The 23,027-nt window shown below is 67.9% G+C and carries 23 protein-coding genes; 15 read left to right on the top strand and 8 right to left on the bottom strand.

What is annotated here, in order from left to right:
• Window positions 1-89: 89 nt before the first annotated feature.
• A complete protein-coding gene (locus ACPL7H_RS10355) occupies window positions 90-1,943 on the top strand; it encodes an MFS transporter (protein WP_424796849.1) in 1,854 nt (617 codons plus the stop codon).
• Window positions 1,940-2,305 (top strand): WhiB family transcriptional regulator, encoded by a 366-nt coding sequence (locus ACPL7H_RS10360; RefSeq protein ID WP_424796850.1) that lies wholly within the window; start codon window positions 1,940-1,942, stop codon window positions 2,303-2,305. The genes ACPL7H_RS10355 and ACPL7H_RS10360 overlap by 4 nt, the downstream gene beginning before the upstream one ends.
• A 298-nt stretch (window positions 2,306-2,603) precedes the next feature.
• On the opposite strand, the gene ACPL7H_RS10365 is transcribed toward ACPL7H_RS10360, so the two are convergent.
• The 3 genes from ACPL7H_RS10365 to ACPL7H_RS10375 form a co-directional block, all read right to left on the bottom strand.
• Complete coding sequence (locus ACPL7H_RS10365) at window positions 2,604-2,930, bottom strand: hypothetical protein (protein ID WP_424796851.1); 327 nt, start codon at window positions 2,928-2,930, stop codon at window positions 2,604-2,606.
• On the bottom strand, window positions 2,927-3,160 hold the full coding sequence (locus ACPL7H_RS10370; RefSeq protein WP_424796852.1) for a DUF4267 domain-containing protein: 234 nt from the start codon (window positions 3,158-3,160) through the stop codon (window positions 2,927-2,929). The genes ACPL7H_RS10365 and ACPL7H_RS10370 overlap by 4 nt, the downstream gene beginning before the upstream one ends.
• Before the next feature lie 227 nt (window positions 3,161-3,387).
• Window positions 3,388-4,368, bottom strand: a complete 981-nt coding sequence (locus ACPL7H_RS10375; RefSeq protein ID WP_424796853.1) for an alpha/beta fold hydrolase — start codon at window positions 4,366-4,368, stop codon at window positions 3,388-3,390.
• A 53-nt stretch (window positions 4,369-4,421) separates the two neighbouring features.
• On the opposite strand from ACPL7H_RS10375, the gene ACPL7H_RS10380 reads away from it, so the two are divergent.
• The 5 genes from ACPL7H_RS10380 to ACPL7H_RS10400 all read left to right on the top strand — a co-directional run bounded on the left by ACPL7H_RS10380 (window position 4,422) and on the right by ACPL7H_RS10400 (window position 8,548).
• Complete coding sequence (locus ACPL7H_RS10380) at window positions 4,422-5,015, top strand: TetR/AcrR family transcriptional regulator (protein WP_424796854.1); 594 nt, start codon at window positions 4,422-4,424, stop codon at window positions 5,013-5,015.
• 146 nt (window positions 5,016-5,161) lie between these two features.
• On the top strand, window positions 5,162-5,572 hold the full coding sequence (locus tag ACPL7H_RS10385) for a TOBE domain-containing protein (protein WP_424796855.1): 411 nt from the start codon (window positions 5,162-5,164) through the stop codon (window positions 5,570-5,572).
• Window positions 5,572-6,354 (top strand): molybdate ABC transporter substrate-binding protein, encoded by a 783-nt coding sequence (gene modA / locus ACPL7H_RS10390; RefSeq protein WP_424796856.1) that lies wholly within the window; start codon window positions 5,572-5,574, stop codon window positions 6,352-6,354. Before ACPL7H_RS10385 ends, modA begins: the two co-directional genes overlap by 1 nt.
• A gap of 128 nt (window positions 6,355-6,482) precedes the next feature.
• Window positions 6,483-7,274, top strand: coding sequence for an ABC transporter permease (locus tag ACPL7H_RS10395; RefSeq protein ID WP_424796857.1), 792 nt, complete (start codon window positions 6,483-6,485; stop codon window positions 7,272-7,274).
• Window positions 7,275-7,489: 215 nt separating this feature from the next.
• Complete coding sequence (locus ACPL7H_RS10400; protein ID WP_424796858.1) at window positions 7,490-8,548, top strand: ABC transporter ATP-binding protein; 1,059 nt, start codon at window positions 7,490-7,492, stop codon at window positions 8,546-8,548.
• A gap of 211 nt (window positions 8,549-8,759) precedes the next feature.
• Here the strand turns inward: ACPL7H_RS10400 and ACPL7H_RS10405 are convergent, their stop codons facing one another.
• Window positions 8,760-10,094 (bottom strand): DUF222 domain-containing protein, encoded by a 1,335-nt coding sequence (locus ACPL7H_RS10405; RefSeq protein WP_424796859.1) that lies wholly within the window; start codon window positions 10,092-10,094, stop codon window positions 8,760-8,762.
• A 56-nt stretch (window positions 10,095-10,150) separates the two neighbouring features.
• Window positions 10,151-10,282, bottom strand: coding sequence for a hypothetical protein (locus ACPL7H_RS10410; RefSeq protein ID WP_424796860.1), 132 nt, complete (start codon window positions 10,280-10,282; stop codon window positions 10,151-10,153).
• 574 nt (window positions 10,283-10,856) lie between these two features.
• Here ACPL7H_RS10410 and ACPL7H_RS10415 point away from each other — a divergent pair.
• From ACPL7H_RS10415 to ACPL7H_RS10425, 3 genes are read left to right on the top strand one after another with little or no spacing between them, the layout of a single operon-like run.
• Window positions 10,857-11,927 carry an ABC transporter permease gene (locus ACPL7H_RS10415; RefSeq protein WP_424796861.1) on the top strand — a complete coding sequence of 357 codons (1,071 nt, stop codon included), beginning with the start codon at window positions 10,857-10,859 and terminating at the stop codon, window positions 11,925-11,927.
• A gap of 1 nt (window position 11,928) precedes the next feature.
• Complete coding sequence (locus tag ACPL7H_RS10420) at window positions 11,929-12,735, top strand: ATP-binding cassette domain-containing protein (protein ID WP_424796862.1); 807 nt, start codon at window positions 11,929-11,931, stop codon at window positions 12,733-12,735.
• A gap of 3 nt (window positions 12,736-12,738) precedes the next feature.
• On the top strand, window positions 12,739-13,719 hold the full coding sequence (locus ACPL7H_RS10425) for a sugar ABC transporter substrate-binding protein (protein WP_424796863.1): 981 nt from the start codon (window positions 12,739-12,741) through the stop codon (window positions 13,717-13,719).
• A 307-nt stretch (window positions 13,720-14,026) separates the two neighbouring features.
• Here the strand turns inward: ACPL7H_RS10425 and ACPL7H_RS10430 are convergent, their stop codons facing one another.
• The 3 genes from ACPL7H_RS10430 to ACPL7H_RS10440 are packed head-to-tail and all read right to left on the bottom strand — an operon-like array spanning window position 14,027 to window position 16,731.
• Window positions 14,027-15,025: a Gfo/Idh/MocA family protein gene (locus ACPL7H_RS10430; RefSeq protein ID WP_424796864.1), complete on the bottom strand. Its 999-nt coding sequence runs from the start codon at window positions 15,023-15,025 to the stop codon at window positions 14,027-14,029.
• 6 nt (window positions 15,026-15,031) lie between these two features.
• Complete coding sequence (gene iolB, locus ACPL7H_RS10435; RefSeq protein WP_424796865.1) at window positions 15,032-15,952, bottom strand: 5-deoxy-glucuronate isomerase; 921 nt, start codon at window positions 15,950-15,952, stop codon at window positions 15,032-15,034.
• Window positions 15,953-15,993: 41 nt separating this feature from the next.
• Complete coding sequence (locus ACPL7H_RS10440) at window positions 15,994-16,731, bottom strand: GntR family transcriptional regulator (protein ID WP_424796866.1); 738 nt, start codon at window positions 16,729-16,731, stop codon at window positions 15,994-15,996.
• A 212-nt stretch (window positions 16,732-16,943) separates the two neighbouring features.
• On the opposite strand from ACPL7H_RS10440, the gene ACPL7H_RS10445 reads away from it, so the two are divergent.
• The 5 genes from ACPL7H_RS10445 to ACPL7H_RS10465 are packed head-to-tail and all read left to right on the top strand — an operon-like array spanning window position 16,944 to window position 22,935.
• Window positions 16,944-17,903: a sugar phosphate isomerase/epimerase family protein gene (locus tag ACPL7H_RS10445; RefSeq protein ID WP_424796867.1), complete on the top strand. Its 960-nt coding sequence runs from the start codon at window positions 16,944-16,946 to the stop codon at window positions 17,901-17,903.
• Window positions 17,904-17,911: 8 nt separating this feature from the next.
• Window positions 17,912-18,919: a 5-dehydro-2-deoxygluconokinase gene (iolC, locus tag ACPL7H_RS10450; protein WP_424796868.1), complete on the top strand. Its 1,008-nt coding sequence runs from the start codon at window positions 17,912-17,914 to the stop codon at window positions 18,917-18,919.
• A complete protein-coding gene (locus tag ACPL7H_RS10455; RefSeq protein ID WP_424796869.1) occupies window positions 18,916-19,854 on the top strand; it encodes a Cgl0159 family (beta/alpha)8-fold protein in 939 nt (312 codons plus the stop codon). Before iolC ends, ACPL7H_RS10455 begins: the two co-directional genes overlap by 4 nt.
• The gene (gene iolD, locus ACPL7H_RS10460) at window positions 19,851-21,824 is read left to right on the top strand and encodes a 3D-(3,5/4)-trihydroxycyclohexane-1,2-dione acylhydrolase (decyclizing) (protein WP_424796870.1); all 1,974 of its coding nucleotides are present in this window, start codon (window positions 19,851-19,853) and stop codon (window positions 21,822-21,824) included. Before ACPL7H_RS10455 ends, iolD begins: the two co-directional genes overlap by 4 nt.
• Complete coding sequence (locus ACPL7H_RS10465; protein WP_424796871.1) at window positions 21,811-22,935, top strand: Gfo/Idh/MocA family protein; 1,125 nt, start codon at window positions 21,811-21,813, stop codon at window positions 22,933-22,935. Before iolD ends, ACPL7H_RS10465 begins: the two co-directional genes overlap by 14 nt.
• The last annotated feature ends 92 nt before the right edge of the window (window positions 22,936-23,027 follow it).

Here is a 23,027-nt window from a genome sequence, read left to right on the forward strand (position 1 = left end):
GGACATGTCGTAATAAAACCCCCTTGTGCAACCTGTGCCACAGCGCGTAACGTTCCGCAACGTAACGGAACGACGTGTGAGAGGAAGCGATGGGCTACCACTACGAGGAGCCACCCCGGGCCACGGCGCGGCAGTGGTTGGGTCTGGTGCTCCTAGTGCTGCCGATGATCGCGGTGGCCAGTGACCTGACCGTGTTGTTCTTCGCGCTGCCGTCCCTGACCCAGGACCTTCAGCCCAGCGCGGGACAGGCGCTGTGGATCGTGCATGTCTACGGTTTCCTGATCGCGGGCTTCCTCCTTGTCGCCGGGCGGGTGGGGGACCGGATCGGCCCGAGGCGTCTGCTGCTGATGGGCTCCGCGGTCTTCGGTGCGCTGTCTCTTGTGGCTGCCATGTCCACCAGCGCCGCGATGTTGATCGGGGCGCGCGCGGCGCTCGGGGTCGCCGGTGCCACGCTGATGCCGTCGTTGCTCTCCCTGCTGCGCACGATGTTCGCCGATCCGGACCAGCGCCGGCTGGCGATCGCGGTGGTGTTCAGTTCCTTCACGGTCGGCGGCGCCATCGGCCCGCTCCTGGGGGGCGCGCTCCTGGAGTTCTTCTGGTGGGGCTCGGTCTTCCTGCTCAACGTGCCACCGATGCTCTTGCTGGTCATCCTGGGTACGGCGCTGCTACCGGAACGGGAGGTACGCAATCGCGCCCCGATCGAACTGCGCAGCGTGATCCTGTCCGTCGCCGGCATGCTGGCACTGGTTTACGGCCTGCAGGGGCTCGTCACCCGCCAGGAGTCGGGAAGCGGGTCGGGGTGGACGTACCTGGTCGCCGTCGTCGCGGGTGCCGGGGCCCTGGCCCTGTTCCTGCGCCGCCAGGGCCGGCTCGCCGAGCCGGTCTTCGACCTGGGGCTGCTCCGGAACACCCGCGTGGGTGCGGCCCTCCTGGTCTTGCTACTGACCGGCGTCGCCGGCGTTGGCACGTTCTACCTCTTCACCCAGCACCTGCAGTTGGTGGTCGGGCTGTCGGCATTGCATGCCGGACTGTGGACCCTGCCTTTCATCGTGCTCAACATCCTCGGCGCCATGCTTGCCCCGAGGCTGGCCCGGTGGATGATGCCGCTGACGGCGGTGGCAGGAGGCCTCACTGTGGCCGCACTCGGCGCCCTCCTGCTGGCGTTGACGGCGACGCCGGACGCGCCCCTGCTGGCCCAGGTCGCCGGTATTGCCACTGTCGGTCTCGGTATGGGCCCGGCGATGGCGCTGCTATCGGACCTGATCGTCTCCAGCGCGCCGGAGAGCAAAGCCGGATCGGCCGCGGCGGCGCAGGAGGTCAGTGGGGAACTGGGCTCGGCCATGGGGATCGCGGCCGCCGGTGCTCTGGCCCTGGTGATGTACCGGACGTACCTGACCGGACGCGTTCCCCCGCACACCCCGCCGGAGGCGGCGGAGGCGGCCCGGGGCAGTGCCCACGAGGGCTTTCTCGCCGGCCGGGAGTGGGCAGCAACGGCGCCTGAGTTACCCGGCCTGATCCGGGAGGCGACCGTCGCCGGACTGCAGGCCTATGCCGGGTTCGCCGCGGTGATGATAGCGATTGTGGCGGCCGGAGTGACGGTCGTGCGCGTGCGCACCAGCCGCCCTTCGGTTCCAGCAGATGACCCGGCTCCCGCAGTTGGTTCGGTTCCAGCAGATGGCCCGGCTCCCGCAGTTGGTTCGGTTCCAGCAGATGGCCCGGCTCCCGCAGTTGGTTCGGTTCCAGCCGATGGCCCGGCTCCCGCAGTTGGTTCGGTTCCAGCCGATGGCTCCGCTCCAGCAGATGGCCCGGTTTCCGTAGGCAATTCGGCTCCAGCAGTCGTTACGGGGGCAGCGGCCCGGGCGAGCCGACCCGCTTCCCCTGTGGCGGTAGCGTCCGAGGTGTCCGTGGCCAGCGAACTCACCCCGACCCGAGATGAATCATGACTGTGCCCAGCGGACGTGCGTCGGGCATCGGGCAGGAGCGCAACTCAGGTACCGTCCAGCGGCTCGATGCGCTCGCGCGGCCGGCCCGTGACGAGCGCGTGCTGCCCTGCCAGGACCCCGCTCACCTCCACCTGTGGTTCGCCGAGGGTGGACACGAGGTGGAGCGAGCGAAGGAGTTGTGCCAGGAGTGCCCGATCAAGCAGGCATGCCTGCGTGGTGCAATGGACCGCGGTGAACCCTGGGGTGTGTGGGGCGGCGAGGTGTTCGTCGACGGGGAGATCGTTGCCCGCAAGCGTGGGCGTGGCCGGCCCCGCAAGAACGAGTCGCACGCCCCGTCGCGCCGCCGCACCCAGGCAGCCTGAGGACGAGCGCTCGCGATTGATGGACCGGGCTGCCGCGCGGCCAACTGAACGTGCTGGCCGCTCCCCGCGGTCCCGGCTTCGCTTCCGTCCCACATCCGCGCGATCGGGGCGATGTGCGCCTCGATCCGCTGCGGCGGGATGCGCCCGGCTGCACGCAGCGAGGCCAACCCGTGCCAGGTGGCCCGGAGCAACTCCGCGGACTCATCCGGATCCGCATCGCCGATACGGTCGGCGATCGCCCGGCGCAGGCTCATGAACGACTCGCGCAGTTCTCCCGGGGTGTTCGTGGCGGCGAAGGTCAGCGCGCTCGTGCGGGTGAACATCGCCTCGTACAGCCGCGCGTCCGGCACAGATCCGCGAGCCCGTGCCGTCGCGACCCGTCGACGAACTGATCGGTGAGGGTCGTCAGTGCCTCAAACTCTCCCTTGGCGATCGCATCGATCAGATCCTGCCGGCCGGTGACGTGCTGACGAATGACCGGTTGACTGTCATCGATCGCTTGCGCCACCCGCTTCGTGGTCACCGCCGACCAGCCCTCTGCGTCCGCGATCTGCAACGCAGCCGCCATCTGGTCCCGACGGGCTGTCTTCCGGCGCTCGCGCGGGCCATCCGTCGGCGCCCTCATCCCAGCACCAGGAGCAACCCGCCGAGCACCATGACCGCAGCCGTGGCGCCGTGCATTCCGAGGGCTGTGCTCGTGCTACCTGCGCCTCGCAGCACAACGAGGGCATCGCTGGCGGGCACGATCGCCAAGGCCAGCATCGCCGCACCAACCACGACCGGGGAGGCGAGGAAGATCAGCACCCCGGCGACCACCCCGGTCGCCAGATCCCGGACCCCTTCAGTTGCAACCATGCGGTGGCCAGTTGCAACCATGCGGTGGCCAGTTGCAACCATGCGGTGGCCCCGACCGCGGGGATGACGGGTAGGCCGAAACTGGCCGCCATCGCCTGGGGAACCGCCAGGTAGGCGGCCCGATTCCCGAGATGCCGAATGCGCCGACCACGGCGATCGCGATGCCGACTGCGCGGCGCGGCCTCCTCTGGACCGGGCCCGACCCACCGGTCGCGATCTGTGCGGATCTAGTCCTGGGACCTGAGGAGGGCGCCGACGTCGGCGGCCACACGCTGCGGCTCTTGCCCCGCCACGGCGTGGGAGGCTCCGTCGTAGAACTCGACCGTGCCGTGAGCCAGGGTGGCCTCGGCCGTCTGCGCGACGGACTCGGCGTCGTGCACCACCGAGTCTCCGGCGATGATCGCCAGCACCGGCATCTGCAGGTCGCGCAAGGCCTCCTCGCTGATCCGCTCGGGGGCCGGGACCTTCGTAGCGTAGTGCACCTGACCGGCGTCGATCATCCGGCCCACGGCGAACTCCTCGGTGTCCTCCCCGCCGGCGATCCAGGAGTTGAAACCGTCGCGCCAAGACTTCGGAAGCCAGGGGATCGAGGCAGGGATGGAGCGCGCGACGAATCCGGGAGAGATGGTGCCGAAGGTGAACACTGGGTCGATCAGGCTGAGGCTGGCGACCGGTCCGGGGTGATGGGTGGCGTAGTTCGCTGCCGTCCAGCCTCCGACGGACAGCCCAACGAAGTGGAATTGGTCTTCCGGGAGCTGGTCCAGGGCTTGGTGCAGCCACAAGGCTTGCTCGGCATTGTCCTCGATCGGCCGCTCCTGCACGCTCATTCCGGGCTGCCCGAGCAGGTCCACGGTGTAGACGTCACCGAGGGCGAGCAGATCGGGCATGTTGTCCGCCCATGCGGGGGAGGCTGAGCCCTGGCCGTTGATCAGGATGAGTGGGTCGGCGCTGTCGCCGGTGCCGGGGAAGTGGTACGCGCGCACCAGACCGAAGTCGGTACGCAGGTCGAGCGTGCGATCTGGTGCGGGCATCTCGGCCATCGCCTCGGCGTAGGCCTCCTGGAAGTGGTCATGACCTTCCGCGCTTCGCCAGTGACCGGCCGGGGACGGCGACCGGAGTGCGAGCGTAGCGACGACCCCGATGGCAGCGACGACTACCAGGGCGATTCGAAGACGACGCCACCGGGGGCGGCGAGAAGGTGTGGACATATCGCTCCTAACCGATCGGTAAGTTCAGTTACCGTACGGTAGAATCTCAGAGCATGGCAAGGGATAAGTCCGACGGGTCGCGGGTTCTGACCTTCACCGAGCAGGCGCGGCGCGAGCAACTCGTCGGCGTCACGATCGAACTCGTCGCCGAGCGCGGTTATGCCGGCACCTCCCTCGCCGGCATCGCGGCGGCGGCGGAGATCACCAAGGCGGCGGTGCTCTATCACTTCGGTTCCAAGGATGCCGTTGTGCAGGCGGCACTGGATTGCGTGTTGGATTCCTTGGTCGCCGAGGTGGGAGAGGCGGTGGCGGAGGCTGAACCTGCGGACCGTCCCGCGGTCTACGTGCGTACGATGATCGCGCACCTGCATCGCCACCCCCGCCACATCCGCATGATGGCGGAGGCGTTGATCAACCAGCCCCAGGACCTCGATCGCGGTCGGCGTTGGCGGGACCTCGCGGCGATCATGGCCGAGGCCCGGCGTGACCGCAGGCGTCCCGGCGATGCGGACCTGCGCTCCCTGGCCATCATCGTGGGTGGCGGAATCGACGCGATCATGCGGGAGCGGCTGGTTGACCCTGCGTATGACACCGCCGGGGCGGCGCACGAACTGGTGCGGATGATGGAGCACCTGCTGTTCGACTGAGCGATGTGGCATACCGGGCCGACGCCATGAGTTGTGCGCTGGACCGGACAAGCTGCGCGCTTGGTCCTGGCAGCCAAGAGAGGCGCTCCGCGAAATCGGGTCATAGAGTGCCATACAACCGAGCATGCGGATGTAGAGTGCTGATCATGCCGCATTTCCGGATCAGCGAGGCCGCCGTTCTTCTCGGTGTCAGCGATGACACCGTGCGCCGATGGGTCGAGGAAGGGTTGCTGAGCGCATCCCAGGACAGTGCTGGACGCAAGGTGATCGACGGCGGCGAACTCGCTCGCCGAGCCGAGGAGCATGCTGCGCGACCGGCGAGCCTGGGGGACTCCGCGATCGGGTCCTCCGCGCGGAACCGGTTCACCGGACTGGTCACCCGGGTGCTACGCGACCAGGTGATGGCGCAGGTGGATCTGCAGTGCGGGCCGTTCCGGATGGTGTCGCTGATGAGCGCCGAGGCCGTCGATGAACTCGGCCTGGAACCCGGCTCGCTGGCTACCGCCGTGGTCAAGGCGACCACCGTGATTATCGAGGCTCCGAAGGAACCGGCCTGATGCCTCGTAGCGGACTACTGGCTGCCGCCTTGGCCGCGGGTTTCACACTGGGCGCGTGCGGAACACTCGGGGCGAGTGACGAGGCCGACCCCGACCGTGACCTGCCCAACCGTGAACTGACCGTATTCGCCGCGGCTTCCCTGCATGTCGCCTTTACCCAGATCGGAGAGATGTTCACCGCTGAGCACCCCGACGTATCGGTGGCGTTCTCCTTTGCGGGATCTTCGAACCTCGTTGCCCAGTTGGACGCCGGGGCGCCTGCCGATGTGCTGGCCGCTGCGAACGAGGCGGCGATCGCCGACGCCGCGGCCAACGGCACGATCGAGGGCGAACCGGTCTTGTTCGCCACCAACGTGCTCACCCTTATCACCCCGGCGGGGAACCCGGCCCGCGTGACCGGCATGAATGACAGCCTGGCCGGTGCCGACCTGGTGGTCTGTGCCTCCCAGGTGCCGTGTGGGCAGGCAACCGCCGCCGTGGCTGGTCTGTTCGACGTCGACCTGGTGCCGGTGAGTGAGGAGGGCAGCGTCACCGACGTGCTCGGCAAGATCACCTCCGGGCAGGCCGATGCCGGTCTTGTGTACAACACCGATGCCGCCTCGGCCGGGGAACGGATCGAGATCATCGAGGTCTACGACCAGCACGAGCGGGCCATCAACCACTACCCGATGGCTGTCACCACCGGCTCCGACCACCCCGACGTTGCGACCGCATGGATCGACTTCGTGCTCGGGTCGCAAGCGCAAGCGGTGCTGGACGAGACGGGCTTCGGCATCCCATGAGCCCGCAGCACCGGGCACCGACGACGGCCCGAGGCTCTCGGCCGCCGGGCCATGGTGAACCGGAAACCGAACCGCGGCAGCGACGGGAGGTTCGGGCGCGGGACGGGAGAGCCGGCTTCGCCGCCGGTTTGCCGCGGTGGATCCTGCTTCCCGCGGCAGGTGCGGTACTGCTCATCGCGCTGCCGGTGATCGGCATGCTGGCTCGGGTGCCCTGGGCCGACCTGCCCGCCCTGCTCACCTCCGAAGCCTCCCTGTCCGCACTCTGGCTCAGTCTGCGCACCTCGGTAGCCGCGACGTTGGTGTGTGTGGTGCTCGGGGTGCCACTGGGGCTGGTGCTGGCGTGGGTGCGCTTCCCCGGAGCGCGGGTGGTGCGGACCGTGGTGCTGCTCCCGCTGGTGCTGCCACCGGTGGTCTCCGGGTTGGCGCTACTGACCACGTTCGGTCGCCGCGGACTGATCGGGGAGCAGTTGCAGGTGCTCGGGGTCGACGTCGCCTTCTCCACGGCGGCGGTGGTGCTGGCGCAGGCATTCGTGGCGATGCCGTTCCTGGTGATCTCCATCGAGGGCGCTGCCCGCACCGTCGGTCGTCGGCATGAGGTGGTTGCCGCCACCCTGGGGGCCCGGCCCACCACGGTGCTGCGCCGGGTGACGCTGCCGCTGCTGGGCCCGGGGTTGGGCTCCGGCATAGCGCTGGCCTTCGCCCGCTGTCTGGGCGAGTTCGGCGCGACGCTGACCTTCGCAGGGTCCCTGCAGGGGGTGACGCGCACCCTGCCGCTGGAGATCTACCTGCAGCGGGAGGTCGACCCGGATGCGGCGATCGCGTTGTCCCTGGTCCTGATTCTGCTGGCTGCGGTCTTGGTGCTGAGCACCCATGGGCGTAGCCGCACAGCCGGCGCGCGAGGCACGCAGGTGATGCGATGAACTCGGGGGACGCGGCCAACTCCGGTGGCGCGATGAACTCGGCCGAGGCGAACTCGGGTGACGCGATGAGCGCCGGCAGAGCGATGCGCGCCGGGGATGTGATGCGCGCTGAGGATTCAGGCAGTGGCGGTGCCCCAGGATGCGCGGCGGTCAGAGGACCGACGGCGGGAGGCGGAAACCTCGCGACTCCACCGGCGTTATCAATTCACGCTGAGGTGTCCGAGCGCGAAGTCCGCCTGGACCTGGAGGTTCCGGCCGGTCAGATCGTGGCGCTGCTCGGCCCCAACGGCGCCGGCAAGTCCACCGCGCTCGCCTTGGCGTCGGGCACACTCCACCCCAGTGCTGGCACCGTGCATCTGGGATCGAGACAGGTAGCCGGCCAGGGCGGGTGGGTGCCCCCGCATCGGCGGGGCACTTCACTGCTCGCTCAGGAACCCCTGCTGTTGCCCCACCTGGATGTCCTGGCGAACGTGGCGTTCGGCCCGCAGTCGCAGGGTGCCGGACGCGCGCGAGCCCGCCAGATCGCAATGGCGCGATTGGCGGAGGTCGGGATCGCCCACCTGGCACACCGGCGCTCGCGGGAGCTGTCCGGCGGGCAACAACAACGGGTCGCGCTGGCGCGCGCGCTGGCCCCCGACCCCGAGTTGCTGCTCCTCGATGAGCCCCTGGGCGCGCTGGACGTCGAGGCTGCTGCCCAGATGCGTCAGGTGCTACGAACGTCATTGCGTGAAGCCGGTCGCACAGCCTTGGTAGTGACCCACGACCTGCTGGACGTGCTCGCGCTGGCCTGTTCCGTCGTCGTCCTCTCCGATGGGCGGGTGGTCGAACAGGGGCCGACGCTGCAGGTGCTCGCCCGGCCGCGCTCGGAGTTCGCTGCTCGCTTCGCCGGGGTGAACATGCTCTCGGGCGTATGGGAGTCCCGCGACGCGATCACTCTGACCGGTGGTCTGGTGATCCACGGCATGCCCGACGGCGGTGAGACCGGGCCGGGCCGGCCGGTTGTTGCTGGACGAGCCGCTGCGGCAACCTTCAGCCCGCGTGCGGTCGCGGTGCACCGCGATGCTCCCGGGGGCAGCCCGCGCAACACCGTCGAGGTGCGGGTGGTCGGGATCGAGCAGCAGGGAGAACTGGTGCGGCTGCGCGCCCGGACGACGGCGGGTCTCACTTTGGCCGCCGACGTCACCCCGGCAGCGGTCGCCTCTTTGGGCCTGACCGTGGGTCAGGAGGTGACGTTCGTGATCAAGGCTGCCGAGGTGAACCTGTACGCCGCCTGAGCGTTCGTTGTTGTGGCGGCTGCCGTACCTGCTGCGTCTATGGGGCCTGCCGGGTCGGGGGTGCCTGCGGTTCCTGCTGTGCCTATGGGGCCGGGGGTGCCTGCGGTTCCTGCTGTGCCTATGGGGCCGGGGGTGCCTGCGGTGGTTGCTGCGCTGCTGCACAGGCATGCCTCTGTCCCGGCCCTTGCGAGCCGGGTGCGGGGCGGGGTAGTCAGGTGTGCCATGTGACCTCGGTGGTGGTCACGGTGGCGGTCAAGTCCAAACTGTGCACATAGGTGTGGTGCCGGGGGCAGAGCAACGCCCCGTTGTCCAGGTTCGTCGGTCCGCCGTTAGCCCAGTGCTCGACGTGGTGGGCATCGCACCACTGCGCCGGGATCGTGCAGGCGGGAAAGGTGCACCGCTGGTCGCGGTGCCACAGGGCCCGGTGCTGTCCCTCGGTGAACAGGCGCACCTTGGTGCCCAGGTCCAGGATCTCCCCCTGCGAGCCGAGTACGGCCGGAATGACCCCGGCGTCGCAGGCCATCCGCCGAACGGTGCCGGGGGAGAGGACCTGCCCCGTGGCGGTGATGCCGGCACCCTGGGTGGTGCTGAGCAGATCTGCCAGTGGAATGGTGACCATCACCTGGGCCTTGGTCGTTTTCGGCACTCCGTCGGGGGCGGAGACCCCGCGCCGGATGACGGTCAGCAGTGCATCTGCGCGTCGTTGGGCCGGAGTGCGCGGATCCGGGGTGTCATCCTCACCTTTGACTGGGGCGGACAAGGCTGAGACAGCGGCATCGATGGTGGCGGCGGCTTCGGGCTCGACAACCAGGGCGTACTCGGTCATCCCGTTCTCGCGCGTGCTGGAGTGCAGGGTGCGGAAGGCCCGGCCGCGTTCCTCCTCGCGTTCGGACTCGGTGGCCGGTTTGATGATGCGGCGGGCCTGGGACAGGATCGTGCGCAACTCGCGCTCGCTCCACCCTCGGCGCCGAACGATGGAGTTCGGATCGTGATCCCGGCCCAGTGGATCCCTGCTCATTCCGCGGGGACCGTGGGAGTCCTTGGCGCCCTTGTTGATCGTGCGCATGGTCGTGGCCAGCGCCTGAGGGGGTGAATGGGGCGCTACCTCGTTGTGGAACCGCACGATCGTGCCGGCCCGGGACGCGGCGAGGACTCCGGCGTCGAATGCGGCGACGGTCTCCTGCAGACAATCCGTTCGGTCGGCACCCTCGGAGACCTGCTGGACGGCCTCTGCCAACCGGACGGTGTTCACGGCGTGCCCCACCGGTGGTGCGGGTGCCCGCTGGGCCTGGGCCTCGGACAGGTAGTCTGCCGGCGACAGGCACCGATCCTTGGGCAGGCCGCGCTTGAGCGTCTCGGCGGTGGCATGGACCTCTACGCGCGCGAGTTCGTGCCGCAGCCGGTTCACCGCACCGAGCACATCGACGAGGTCACTCTCCGTGGCTCGCCACCACTCGCCCTGAGGAAGGTCGCTCAACTTCTCGGTGACCTGGCCCAGCACCGCTGGCGCCTGGGTCACCGGATCGGCGACGGAGGTGGTCGACATAGAACAACCGTACTAGCGGCCACTGACATTCCAGTTTGATGACCGGTCGATGGCACTCATCCGAGCACCTCCCCTCGGCGTGGGTTGCCCGGGGCGCTCTCCGCGAGGAATCGGTGTCGGGTGTCCGGCAGCACCGGGTGGCGAGCGAGGATGCCGGTCCAGGCCGCCTCGTCGTCGATGTCGGCCACCGCGGGAGGCAACCGCCGTCGTGCTTGAACTCCCCAGCCCACCGGTACCGGCCAGCCGCCGGGTTCCCCAGAGCCCGCCGGCGCCGTTGACGCCCGCGGCGTAGGCGACCGGCGTCAGCAGGGTCGGCTGCGAGGAGGATGACGACGTCATTGAGCAGCGAGCGGTCCTTGCGTTCGCCGAACACCAGAGGGTGATCGTCTTCAACGGGGCGAACGACAGTGCCCAACACCTGCTGCACATCCGGTGTGTCGGGCAGCATTGTGAATCACGCCCGCCCGGGGTCGCCTCCCGCGGTTGCCTGCGCCAGGTGGCGCCGGTCTGAGCCATTCGCCCCGGTGGGAACGGTCGGACGCCCGCACGTGATGACGGGCCCGCACCAGATTCGCGATCGGACGGCCATGTCGCGGCGAGCGGGTTCGTCGATCAGTGCGCTGCACCCACCATAGAGTCGTACCGGCGCGGCACGCATGGCGCAGGTATTAGTCAATATGTCTTGACAAGGAATCGGGTGCTGGTCAGGATGAAATACCACACACGCAAGGTGCCGGTTCCCAACAAGGACGGGGGAGACCTGTGACAGCACCCGTAGCGGACAAGGAGCGTCTGCGTTGGGGCCTCACACTGGTTCGGATGGGGCCGGCCCTGATGCTCCTGCTCCTAGCGATCGCGATGTCCATTCTCACCCCGGTGTTCCTGTCCGGGCGCAACCTGGGCAACATCGGCCTGGAGTCCTCGGTGGTGGCGCTGCTGGCGCTGGGTCAATTGCTGGTCATCATCACCGCCGGGATCGACCTCTCGGTGGGTTCGGTGATCGCCTTCGCCAGTGTGCTCGGTGCCTTGTGGGTCCGGGAAGCCAACATCGTGGAAGGTTGGTTGATCATCCCCAGCATGATCGCCGGGGGGATCCTCGCCGGCGCGGTCAGCGGCACCTTGTTCGTCAAAGGTCGGCTACCGCACCCGTTCCTGGCCACACTGGCGATGATGATGGTAGCCCGCGGGGCTGCACTGCTGATCTCCGAAGGCCGGCCGATCACCGGTATGCCCCCTGCCATCCTCGCCCTTGGCAGTCATCGCGTATTCGGCGTGCCCATCGCGGTGTTCCTGGTGCTCGGCCTCGCGCTGCTGGTGCACATCCTGCTCTCCCGCATCACCTGGGGGCAGTGGATCTATGCGGTGGGTGCGAACAAGGAAGGTGCCAAACGAGTGGGGATCCCCGTGGACCGAGTGCTGATCTCGGTCTACGTGATCAGCGGCTTCTTCGCTGGCGTGGCAGCGCTCGTGGTCTCCGGGCAGACCAACTCGGCCTATCCCACGGCCGGGAACTTGCTGGAGCTGTCCGCTATCGCGGCAGTCATCATCGGGGGAGCCAGCTTCTTCGGCGGCCGGGGCACCGTGTTCGGGGCGCTAGTGGGGGCGCTCATCCTGGGCGTGATCCAGAACGGGCTGAACTTGCTCAACGTCGCCGCAGCTTGGCAGTACGTGGCGCTTGGCGTGGTGGTCATCATAGCCGTGGAGATGGACGTGGTCCGTCAACGCCTCGAGACCCGGCTGAAAACTGCGGAGGCTGAACACAAACCAGTCGACCAGAAGGAAGTCGACCAGAAGGAAGTTGACCAGAAGGAAGTTGACCAGAAGGCGAAGTGACATGTCCGATGCCGTAGCAGCACCAGCCCCCGCAGAGTCCGGGCGCACTCCGCCGATCCTGGAAGTGCGCGGCGCCTCGAAACTCTTCGGGCCGGTGCGGGCTCTGGACAACGTGAGCATCTCGCTGGATGAGGGCCAGGTACTGGGACTGCTCGGCGACAACGGGGCCGGGAAGTCCACGCTGATCAAGGCCATCACCGGTGTACACCGGCTCGATGCCGGCAGGATCTACATCGATGGGAATCCGGCGGACATCCGCTCCCCGAACGACGCCCGGGCCCTGGGCATCGAAGCCGTGTACCAGGACCTGGCGCTGTTCGACAACCTCGGCGTGGTCTCCAACTTGTACCTGGGCAACGAACTGACTAAGCCGCGTTGGCTGCGTGCCCTGGGTTGGCTGGACCGCAAAGCGATGGAAACCGAGGCCCGTCGTAAACTCGACTCCCTGCAGGTGCATCTGCCGAGTTTTAGCTCCTCGGTGGGCCTGATGTCCGGGGGCCAGCGGCAGGCGGTAGCGGTGGCCCGCGCAGTGGCGTTCGCCACCCGGGTGCTGATCCTCGATGAGCCGACGGCGGCACTCGGGGTCCGGGAGACGCGCAACGTGCTGGACACGATCGCTGAACTGCCGCGCCGGTACAACGTCTCGATCGTCCTCATCTCCCACAACATGGATCACGTGGTCGAGGTGTGCGACAAGGCAGTGGTGATGCGACAAGGCGGTGTGGTCGGCGAGGTCGTGCCCACCGCAGAGACGATGGAGGAAATGGTTTCACTGATCGTGGGTGCGAGAACCCACAAGGAGGAGTAGATCATGGCGTCAAGAAGCAAGAAATGGCGGGTGGGTGCAGCCTTCACCGCCGCTGCGGTCCTGACACTGAGCGCCTGCGGTAACGGAAATGGCGACGGCGGCGACGATGATGCGCTGAACGTCGCCGTGGTGCTGAAGACCACCACCTCCCCGTACTGGCTGCAGGTGATGGGCGGGGTGGAAGATGCCGCGGCCGAACACGGAGTGAACGTCACCGTGGGTGGCGCGACCCAGGAGACCGAGGTGCAGGAACAGATCGACCGCATCCAGGCGGACCTGACGAACCAGCCCGACGTGCTCGTGGTCTCTCCCACCCAGGCCGAGCAACTCCAACCGATCCTGCAAAGCGCCGTGGACGAAGGCACCCCGGTGGTACTGCTGGATACCAACATCGAGGGGTGGGACGGAGCGGAAACCTTCATCGGCACCGACAACTGGGACCTTGGTCAGGCAGTGGGCGAGTTCCTTCTCGATGAGGCGGGCTCCGGGGAATTGCTCACCATCCGCGGTGTGGCCGGTAACCCCTCCACCGACAACCGCATCGACGGCGCACTGGAGGTGCTGCAGGGCACTGACTTCAACCTCGTGGCGGATCTCGGAGCCGACTCCGACCGTGCGCAGGCTCGCGCCGTCACCGCCGACGCCCTGCAGGCCAACCCCGAGCTGGACGTGATCTTCGCGGCCAACGACGACATGGCTCTGGGTGCCATCGAGGCCGTTCGCGGAGCGGGCCTGGACCTCGATGACTTCTTCATCGTAGGCGTGGACGGGACCGGCGATGCGATCGACTCCATCATCGCCGGTGAACTGGACGCCACCATGGCCCAAGGCGCTTACGAGATGGGTGCTCGCAGCATCGAGGAAGCCATCCGGGTGGCAGCCGGTGAAGACGTGGAAGCCGAGATCGCCATCGACACCACATTGGTGACAGCCGAGAACGCCGCGGAGTTCGCGGCCGCGCTGGAGGAGCAGGCCGCGAAATAGAAGGCCGCGGAATAGCAGCCCGCGCTGCAACAGGCTCATCGAACCCGGCCGGGATCATTGCCGTGTGGTCCTGGCCGGTGCGCACCTGCTCGCTGTGGGGGTGCACCTGAGTCGCCGGGGGCGCACCAAGGGTCTCGGAGTGTATTCGGGTCACATGCGGGGTGTTCGTGAGCGCGCGGTATCAGGACTGGGACACCCTCCGCGCGCTCTGGCCTGGCGTGCGTCGCTCATCATCAGCGCAGCGGAGCGCGTGCTCGGGCGGTGAACGCCGCACCACCATTACCGCGTCGCCTTGCAGGACCGACGGTCACCGCGCCACCCGGACCGGTACTGCTGAGTCCAGCGATGCCTGCGCGGCGTCGGCGACACGCCCAGCGTCCACCGCCTCATGGGGAGGGCAGGGGTTGGCGCCGGAGCCGCGCACCAACGCTACGAACGCCGCCATCTCCGCCGCGTAGGCGTCGGCGAATCGTTCGTGGAACGTGCTGTGCACCTGGCCGGCGGGGTAGCCGAATCCAGGCTCAGCGCTTCGGCCCGCATAACTGGCATCCAGGCCGACCTGGATGGTACCTACGGACCCGTGCAGTTCCAGCCGTACATCATGTCCCGCGCCGTTGTGCCGGGTGGCCGAGACTGTGGCCAGGGTTCCGTCTGCGAACGTGGCCAGCGTGACTGCCGAGTCCACGTCCCCGACGGAGCCGATAGTCGGATCGCCGTTGTTGGAGCCGCGGGCATAGACCTCCATGATCCGCTGCCCGGTGATCCACTGCAGGATGTCGAAATCGTGCACTGAGCAGTCCCGCAACAACCCACCGGAGGTGGCCAGGAACGTCACCGCTGGTGGGAACTGATCCGCGGTCACCGCTCGGACGGTGTGTAGCCACCCCAGTTCTCCCGCCCGGTACGCCCGTCGGGCCTCCTGGTATCCGGGATCCAAGCGCCGTTGGTGACCGACCTGCACCGTGGCCCCGGACGCGTCGATCGCCTCCAGCACCGCCAAGGCTTCTGCAGTGGTCCGCGCCAGGGGTTTCTCGCAGAACACCGCAGCCCCGGCCGCTGCTGCCCGCTGGACCAACGGCGCGTGCTGGTCGGTGCCCGTCGCGATCACCACGCCGTCAAGATCTCGGGCGAACAAGGCCTCTGCGTCTGCCACCGCTGAGCAGCCCAGGTCGACGGCGACCTGCTGCGCCCGGGCAGGCTCGGCGTCGGCAATCAGCACCTCCACCTCTGCCAGGGCACGCAGGTTCGCCGCGTGCAGCGTCCCGATCCGTCCGGCTCCGAGGAGCCCGATCGTGGTGGCCACCATGTGTCCTCAGCCGTCGAACGGCAGACGAGGGTCGATCTGCTGACCTTCCCAGGTGCGCCGGATCCACCCGTGGTGCGGATCGTCGCTGATCAACCACGCCCGCAGCGGGCCGGGGCCGGCCATCACGTTCAGGTAGTACATGTCGTGCCCCGGCGGCGTCATCGCCGGCCCGTGCCAGCCATAGGGCACCAGCACCACGTCGCCGGTGCGCACCTCGGCGGTGACGTCGATCTCCCGGTCGTCCGAGGCGTACACGCGCTGATACCCCATCAGGTCCGGCCCGCCCTCTTCGGGCTGGGGGACAGGCATGCCCTCGGCGGGCTGCATCTCGAAGTAGTAGATCTCCTCCAGCGCGGTCTCGCCGTCGGTCTCCTCATCGTGTTTGTGAGGGGGATAGGACGACCAGTTGCCCGCCGGGGTCAGCACTTCGCACACGATGAACCGGTCGGCATCCAATGCGGCCGGGGTGCCGAAATTGTGCACCTGGCGCGAGGCCGCACCTGCCCCGCGCAGTTCCACCGGCACCTCAGCCTTGCCCACGTGCCGGACCGGGTACTCCACGGTGGCGGTGGCCGAGGCGACGGCCACCCGACCGCCATCGGCTGAACCGATCCGCACCTCGGTGCCGATACCGGCGTACAGCACATCGGTGGGGCCGTGGAACACCGACTCGCGGCCTTCCAACTCAAACCGCGCCCCTTCCACCTGCACGTCGAAGGAACCACTCAACGGCAGCACGAGCCGCTCTTCGTTCTGGGCACCCAGATGCACGTGTCCGCCGGGGGCGATCTCCGCGCTACGGATGCCGGTGTGCTCCCACCCTGGCACCTGGACGACCGAGTCAGCCGTACCCAGGTCGAGAGCCCAGGGGCCGTGGCCGGTGCTACCTGCGGGGTGGAACCAGGGCCTGGTCTGTGCATGGGGCATAGCGAGTCCTCACTTTCGTGCTCGACGGTCCTGCCGGCTGGTCAATCCACCAGGGTGATGTCGAAGGAGTACCGGTCTGCCCGGTAGAGGTGGTGCCCGTGCTCCACCGCGATGCCACGGCTATCCAGGGCGGTGCGTTCCATCATCACCAAGGCCGAACCGCGATTGCACTGGAGCAGTTCAGCCTGCTCGGTGCCGGCGGTGGTGGCGCCCACCCGCTGATGGGCCATCCGGAAGTCGATCCCGGCCTTGCGCAAGATGTTGTACAAGCCATCCTGCTCCAAGGACTCCTTGTCCAGGTGCGCGACACTACTCGGCACCCAGTTCTCCATGACCGCCAGCGGCTGGCCGTCCACCCTCCGCAACCGGCGCAGATGACACACCTCATCGCCGGTGGCGATTCTCAGCGGTTCGGCGATCTGGGCCGGCGCGCCGATCCGTTCCAACGACAGGACCGTCGTCTGCGGGTTTGCTCCTTCGGAGACCAGGTCATTGTACAAACTTGATAAGCGCAGGTCGCGCCGCACACGGGGGCCGATCACCTGGGTGCCCACACCGCGGCGACGCACCACCAGCCCGCTACGGACCAGTTGGTTCATCGCCTGACGCATCGTGGGCCGGGACAGGTTGTATCGGTGCGCGAGGGCCACCTCATTCTCCAGTTTGGTGTCCGGAGGCAGGGTGCCGTCGCGGATGGCGCTCTCGATGGCCGACGCGACCTGGTGATACAGCGGCACCGGGGAGGAGCGGTCCAGATCGATCTCGAGTGAGGCGGGCACGGGGCGTCTCCTTTGCACCTTGGTTAGTTTGTCATGACAAGCCGGGCGTGTCATAACACCTGAGGGACAGGCGCTCGGAAGGACGATGCTATTCGCCGTTCCCTTTGTTTGTCTTGACAATAGGACAGCCTTCTCGGAAGACTGGAACCTGCAGGCCAACTCGCGGGGCCGCCGAACGGGCCTCTCGCTGTAACCGCGGCTGGAGGAGGACAATGACGCACACGCCCACCCATAGGCCCCAGGTCGCCGAGGACGGTACCGAGGCGCCGTTGCTGATCGGCACCGCACCGGATTCCTGGGGAGTGTGGTTCGCCGAGGACTCCAAGCAGACCCCCTGGAACCGCTTCCTCGACGAAGCAACCGAAGCCGGCTACCGCATCATCGAACTAGGTCCCTACGGTTACCTGCCCACCGACGCTTCCCAGCTGAAGGACGAACTGGCCGCGCGGGATCTGAAGGTGAGTGCCGGCACGGTGTTCACCGCGTTCCACCGCACTCACACGGATGAACGCCGGGCCACGTGGAACCAGGCCAGGCGCGTGGCCGAACTCACCAGCGCGGTGGGCGGGGAACACATCGTGGTGATCCCGGCGATGTGGCGCGATGACGTCACCGGCGAGCCCGTGGAGGATAAAGACCTCAGCACCGACCAGTGGCAGCGATTGTTCGATGGGCACAACGAACTGGGTCGGGTTCTGCATGAGGAGTACGGCCTGCACCAGCAGTTCCACTCCCACGCCGATGCGCACGTGTGCAGCCAGCAGCAGATCGAGCGCTTCATCGAAGGTACCGACCCGGACTTGGTCAGTATCTGCCTGGACACCGGGCACGTCGAATACGGGGGTGCCTCATCGGCTGACCTGATCCGCCGTTATCCCGACCGGGTGGGCTACCTGCACCTCAAGCAGGTCGATCCCACGATCATGGAGGTGGTGCGCCGGAACAACCTCGCCTGGGCCGAGGCGAACAAGGCCGGGGTGATGGTCGAACCGCCGGCGGGCGCTCCCGACCTGGCCGTGGTGATCGAGGAACTGGAGAAACTGGGCCGCGGGTTCTACTGCATCGTGGAACAGGATATGTACCCGGTGGCCTCCTTCGACATACCCCTGCCGATCGCTGCCCGCACCCGCCGGTACCTATGCGGCTGCGGATCCCGGACCCGGATCCGCTAGGAGCACGCGTGGCTTACGACCTCATCACCACTGGCCGCATCAGTGTGGACATCTACCCCGATGACATCGGCGTGCCATTGGAGGATGTGACCCGGTTCCGTAAGTACCTGGGCGGCTCCTCCACGAACGTGGCGGTGGCCGCCGCTCGGCACGGCCGGCGCGTTGCCGTCATCACCCGCACTGGCGATGACCCGTTCGGGGTCTACCTGCGCCGCGAACTACGGCGCTACGGCGTGGACGACCGGTGGGCGACCGCCGTGCCCGGGCTGCAGACCCCGGTGACGTTCTGCGCGATCCAACCCCCGGAGGACTTCCCGCTGTACTTCTACGGCCGCAGCCCGTCGGCGCCGGACTGGGAGATCGCGGTCGATGAGGTGGATTATCACGCGGTGCGGCACACCAGCATCTTCTGGTCCACCTTGACCGGGATGGTGCGACCCGCCTCCCGTGAAGCACAGGTCGCGATGCATCGGGCCCGTCCTCGCGATGAACTCATCGCCGGGCAACAGACCATCCTGGACCTGGACTACCGGCCGATGTTCTGGGACTCGGTGGACCAGGCCCGCGAGCAGGTGATGCGCATCCTGCCCTCGGTGACGGTGGCGGTGGGTAACACCGAGGAATGCGCCGTGGCGGTCGGTCCCGGCAGCGCCCACGACCAGGCCGACCGGCTCCTGGAGTCCGGAGTGCGACTGGCCGTGGTCAAACAGGGATCCGAGGGCGTCATGGCCGCCACCGCCGAGGAACGCGTCACCTCCAAGCCAATCCAGGTGGAGACCGTCAACGGGCTGGGCGCCGGGGACTCCTTCGGCGGGGCGCTATGCCACGGGCTGTTATCCGGCTGGCCCTTGGAACAGATCTTGGACTTCGCCAACGCCGCCGGCGCCCACGTCGCGGGGCAGATCGCTTGTTCCGAAGCGATGCCCACGTCCACCCGCATCTACCAGATGTTGCGCGACGCCGGACGCGCCGTCCCGGACCGGCCGCCGGCCGAGCCCGCCCGGAAGAAGGAATGACCGTGGCCCAACCGGCGCGAAGCGGGAGTTGCGACCCAAGACGGTATGAGCATCTGACCGACCTGCGTGTGCAGGACCCCGACTCGGTGCTGCGTGTCGCCCGTGCCCGGCGCCGCCACCCCGGCCCACGCCCGGGCAAACAGGTCTTCATCATCGCCGCCGACCATCCGGCCCGCGGCGCCCTTGAGGTGAACGGTGACTCCTTCGCCATGGCCGACCGGCGGGAGTTGCTGGACAGGCTGTGCACCGCCCTGGCAAGCCCCAAGGTGGACGGGGTGCTGGCGTCCCCGGACGTGCTGGATGACCTGCTGTTACTCGGCGCGCTGGACGGCAAACTCGTGTTCGGCTCAATGAACCGCGCCGGCCTGCCCGGACTGGTGAACGAGATCGATGACCGGTTCACCGCCCACACCGCTCCGGCCTTGGCAGAGATCGGTGCTGACGGCGGCAAGATGCTCACCCGCATCGCCTACGACGACGAACACACCACCTCGCTCTTGGAGGCCACCGCCCACGCCGTCGACGACCTGCACCGGCACCGGCTGCTGGCGATGGTGGAACCGTTCATCGCCGTCAAACGCCAGGGCCAGGTGGTCAACGACCTGTCCACCGATGCGGTGGTGCGCTCGGTAGCCATCGCCCAGGGGCTCGGGGCGAGTACGGCCCGGACCTGGCTGAAACTGCCCGTGGTACCGGATATGGAACGGGTAATGGCCGCCACCACCCTGCCCACCGTGCTGTTGGGCGGCAGCGCGGCCGGGCCCACTGAGGACATCCTGGACACGTGGCGCCCGGCCCTGGCGCTACCCGGGGTGCAGGGCCTGACCGTGGGCCGGGCCTTGCTCTACCCCGAGGATGGTGACGTGGCCGGCGCGATCGACACCGCCGCGTCGCTGTTGCGCGACGACTCCGTGGAGAAGGAGACCCCTGAATGAGCACCCGCATCATGACCGTGGCGCAGGCCGCGGTGGAGTTCCTGGCCAACCAATGGACTGTCGACCTTATCGATGGTCACCGCACCGAGGTGCGCACCATCCCAGGCATGCACGGAATCTTCGGGCACGGCAACCTCGCCGGTGTGGGCCAGGCCCTCAAGCAGGTCCAGACCCATGCCCCCGGGCTGATGCCGTTCCACCAGGGCCGCAACGAACAAGCCCTGGTGCATCAAGCCACCGGCTTCGCCCGGCACACCCGGCGGCGCCAGACCTACGCCGTGACCGCCTCGATCGGACCGGGCAGCACGAACATGATCACTGGTGCGGCGGTGGCCACTACGAACCGGCTACCGGTACTACTGCTGCCTTCCGACGAATTCGCAACTCGGGCCCCGGACCCGGTCCTGCAGCAACTCGAACTGCCCCACGACGCGACCATCGCCTGCGCCGATCTATTCCGGCCGGTGAGCAGGTTCTTTGACCGGGTGGAGCGGCCCGAACAGGTGTTCAGCGCCCTGTTGTCCGGGATGCGGGTGCTGATGGACCCGGCTGAGACCGGCACGGTGACGATCTCACTGCCCCAGGACGTGCAGGCCGAACGGATCGAGGTACCGGATGAGTTCCTGGCCCCCCGGCAGTGGCGCATCCGCCGCCCCGACCCCGAACAGGTGGATATCGAGGCCGCGGTGGACGTGATTCGTGGCGCCCACCGGCCGCTGATCATCGCCGGTGGCGGGGTGCACTACGCGTTGGCGACCGACACACTGCGTGACCTGGCCGAGGTCACCGGCATCCCCGTCGCCTACACCCAGGCGGGTGTGGGCGTGATCGACTGGGACCATCCACAGGCCCTGGGGGCGGTCGGTGCGACCGGCTCCACCGCGGCCAACGCCTACGCCGCACAGGCCGATGTGGTGATCGGTATCGGGACGCGCTACTCCGATTTCACCACCGCCTCCAAGACACTGTTCCAGAACCCCGCGCTGCGGTTCGTGAACATCAACATCACCGGCTTCGACACGTACAAACTCGGGGTGACGGTCCCGATCATCGCCGACGCGGGAAAGACGATCCCGGTTCTGCGGGCGGCACTGGGCTCCGTGGGTTACCAAGTAGGACAGCAGGCGGCGGAACTCATCCGGGCAGAGAAGCAACGCTGGGATGCCACGGTGGACGAGGCGTTCACCATCCAGGACCAGCCGCTACCCGCCCAGAGCCAGATCATCGGCGCGGTGAACCGGGCCATGGCGGATGAGGACGTGGTGATCTGCGCCGCCGGTTCCCTCCCGGGGGACCTGCACAAACTCTGGCGGATCAAGGACCCCTACGGTTACCACGTGGAGTACGCGTTCTCCTGCATGGGTTATGAGATCGCTGGCGGCCTGGGTGTGAAACGGGCCGCGCTCGCCGAAGGCGCCGGGCGGGACGTGGTGGTCATGGTGGGGGACGGGTCTTATCTGATGATGCATACCGAACTGGTCACCGCTGTGGCCGAACGGATCAAACTGATCGTGGTGCTCCTGCAGAACCACGGATTCGCCTCGATCGGATCCCTGTCGGAGACCGTGGGCAGCCAACGGTTCGGCACCAAGTTCCGCTACCTGGACCCCCAGCGCCACTCCTTTGAGGACGGCGGGGAACTGCCCGTGGATCTGGCCGCCAACGCCGAGTCGCTGGGCGTGCAGGTGATCCGCATCGACCGTGGTCCGGGCGCGATCGACGACCTTCGCCGGGCCGTGGACCACGCCAGGTCGCTACCGGAGGACACCGGGCCGGTGCTCATCCACATCGCCTCTGATCTGTACCAGGGAGCGCCGGACTCCGAGGCCTGGTGGGACGTGCCCGTGGCGCAGGTTTCCGACCTGGACACCACCCAGGCTGCTCACGTCACCTACACCGAGCAGAAAGCCCGCCAGCGCCCGCTGCTGGGCCCCAGCGCCACCGCAGGAGAAACCGATGCCATCCACTGAGGGACGCACCGATGACGAGGTGCAGCCACCCCATCAGGTGCGCGCCGAGCGGCAGCCAGCACCGGCAGAGTCCACCGGGCGACCGGTATCCGAGCGCGATCTGCGAATCGCAGTCGTCGGCACCGGGCGGATGGGGGCCAATCACGTCGAACGGATCGCCGGAACCACTCAACGTGCGATAGTCAGTGCCCTGGCGGACGTGGACGCCGACCGGGCCCGCTCCGTGGCAGCCGGAGCCAGCGCCCGCCAGCAGGTTCAGCCGCGGGTGTTCGGCACTATCGACGATCTCGTCGCCGCCGACTGTGCAGATGCGGTCGTGCTGGTGACTCCCGGGTTCCTGCACGAGGTGGCCCTGCTGCAACTGATCGAGGCGGATCTACCGGTGCTGTGCGAGAAGCCCCTGACCCCGGCTGCCGAGTCAGCACTGCGCGTGCTGCAGGCCGAGGAACGCAGCGGCCGGCGCACGATCCAGGTGGGCTTCCACCGACGATTCGACACCGAATACCGCCAGTTGAAGCAGGTCATCGACTCCGGACAGTTGGGTCGGCTGCTGATGCTGCACTTCCAGCACCGCAATCCTGCGGCTCCGCCAGGGTTCACCGAGGAGATGCTCATCAACGACTCCGTCGTGCACGAATTCGACGCGGTGCGGTTCTTCACCGGGGAGGAAGTGACCTCCGTGCAGGTGCGCACCAGTCGCAGCACCCGCAAGGGCGCCATGCGTGACCCGCAACTGGTGCTGTTGGAGACCTCCTCGGGTCTGCTCGCCGATGTGGAGATCTTTATGAACTCCGGCCTGGGATACCAGGTGGAGGCGCAGGCGGTGTTCGAGAACGGGGTCGTCTCCGCTGGGTACGCCACCGGCATGCAGGTCACCTCCGCCCAGCAGGAGTCCCGGGCGATCTCGCAGAACTTCTACGACCGGTTCGAGGTGGCCTACGACGCCGAGATTCAGCAGTGGGTCGATTCGGTCCGTGCCGGAACCACCTCCGGGCCCACCGCCTGGGACGGCTACGCCACGGCAGCGTGCTGCGAGGCCGGGGTGACCTCCCAACGGTCCGGACGGATCGAACCAGTGCGGCTCGTCGAACAACCCACCTTCTACCGATGACCCGGTGCACGCGGTGACCCCATGGGTGCCATCACTAGGACCGTGAGCCGGAGCAGCGACCATCGAGCGGTACGTGCCGATGCTGCCGCTGA

The organism is Pseudactinotalea sp. Z1732 (genome assembly GCF_049724975.1).
In the GTDB taxonomy this organism is placed as follows: Bacteria; Actinomycetota; Actinomycetes; order Actinomycetales; family Beutenbergiaceae; genus CALKWS01.

Excerpts from the sequence above, each read along its gene's own strand:
- ACPL7H_RS10355 (WP_424796849.1), top strand. The coding sequence starts at position 90 with ATGGGCTACCACTACGAGGAGCCACCCCGGGCCACGGCGCGGCAGTGG.
- ACPL7H_RS10360 (WP_424796850.1), top strand. The coding sequence starts at position 1,940 with ATGACTGTGCCCAGCGGACGTGCGTCGGGCATCGGGCAGGAGCGCAAC.
- ACPL7H_RS10365 (WP_424796851.1), bottom strand. The coding sequence starts at position 2,930 with ATGAGGGCGCCGACGGATGGCCCGCGCGAGCGCCGGAAGACAGCCCGT.
- ACPL7H_RS10370 (WP_424796852.1), bottom strand. The coding sequence starts at position 3,160 with ATGGTTGCAACTGAAGGGGTCCGGGATCTGGCGACCGGGGTGGTCGCC.
- ACPL7H_RS10375 (WP_424796853.1), bottom strand. The coding sequence starts at position 4,368 with ATGTCCACACCTTCTCGCCGCCCCCGGTGGCGTCGTCTTCGAATCGCC.
- ACPL7H_RS10380 (WP_424796854.1), top strand. The coding sequence starts at position 4,422 with ATGGCAAGGGATAAGTCCGACGGGTCGCGGGTTCTGACCTTCACCGAG.
- ACPL7H_RS10385 (WP_424796855.1), top strand. The coding sequence starts at position 5,162 with ATGCCGCATTTCCGGATCAGCGAGGCCGCCGTTCTTCTCGGTGTCAGC.
- modA (WP_424796856.1), top strand. The coding sequence starts at position 5,572 with ATGCCTCGTAGCGGACTACTGGCTGCCGCCTTGGCCGCGGGTTTCACA.
- ACPL7H_RS10405 (WP_424796859.1), bottom strand. The coding sequence starts at position 10,094 with ATGTCGACCACCTCCGTCGCCGATCCGGTGACCCAGGCGCCAGCGGTG.
- ACPL7H_RS10420 (WP_424796862.1), top strand. The coding sequence starts at position 11,929 with ATGTCCGATGCCGTAGCAGCACCAGCCCCCGCAGAGTCCGGGCGCACT.
- ACPL7H_RS10425 (WP_424796863.1), top strand. The coding sequence starts at position 12,739 with ATGGCGTCAAGAAGCAAGAAATGGCGGGTGGGTGCAGCCTTCACCGCC.
- ACPL7H_RS10430 (WP_424796864.1), bottom strand. The coding sequence starts at position 15,025 with ATGGTGGCCACCACGATCGGGCTCCTCGGAGCCGGACGGATCGGGACG.
- iolB (WP_424796865.1), bottom strand. The coding sequence starts at position 15,952 with ATGCCCCATGCACAGACCAGGCCCTGGTTCCACCCCGCAGGTAGCACC.
- ACPL7H_RS10445 (WP_424796867.1), top strand. The coding sequence starts at position 16,944 with ATGACGCACACGCCCACCCATAGGCCCCAGGTCGCCGAGGACGGTACC.
- ACPL7H_RS10455 (WP_424796869.1), top strand. The coding sequence starts at position 18,916 with ATGACCGTGGCCCAACCGGCGCGAAGCGGGAGTTGCGACCCAAGACGG.
- iolD (WP_424796870.1), top strand. The coding sequence starts at position 19,851 with ATGAGCACCCGCATCATGACCGTGGCGCAGGCCGCGGTGGAGTTCCTG.
- ACPL7H_RS10465 (WP_424796871.1), top strand. The coding sequence starts at position 21,811 with ATGCCATCCACTGAGGGACGCACCGATGACGAGGTGCAGCCACCCCAT.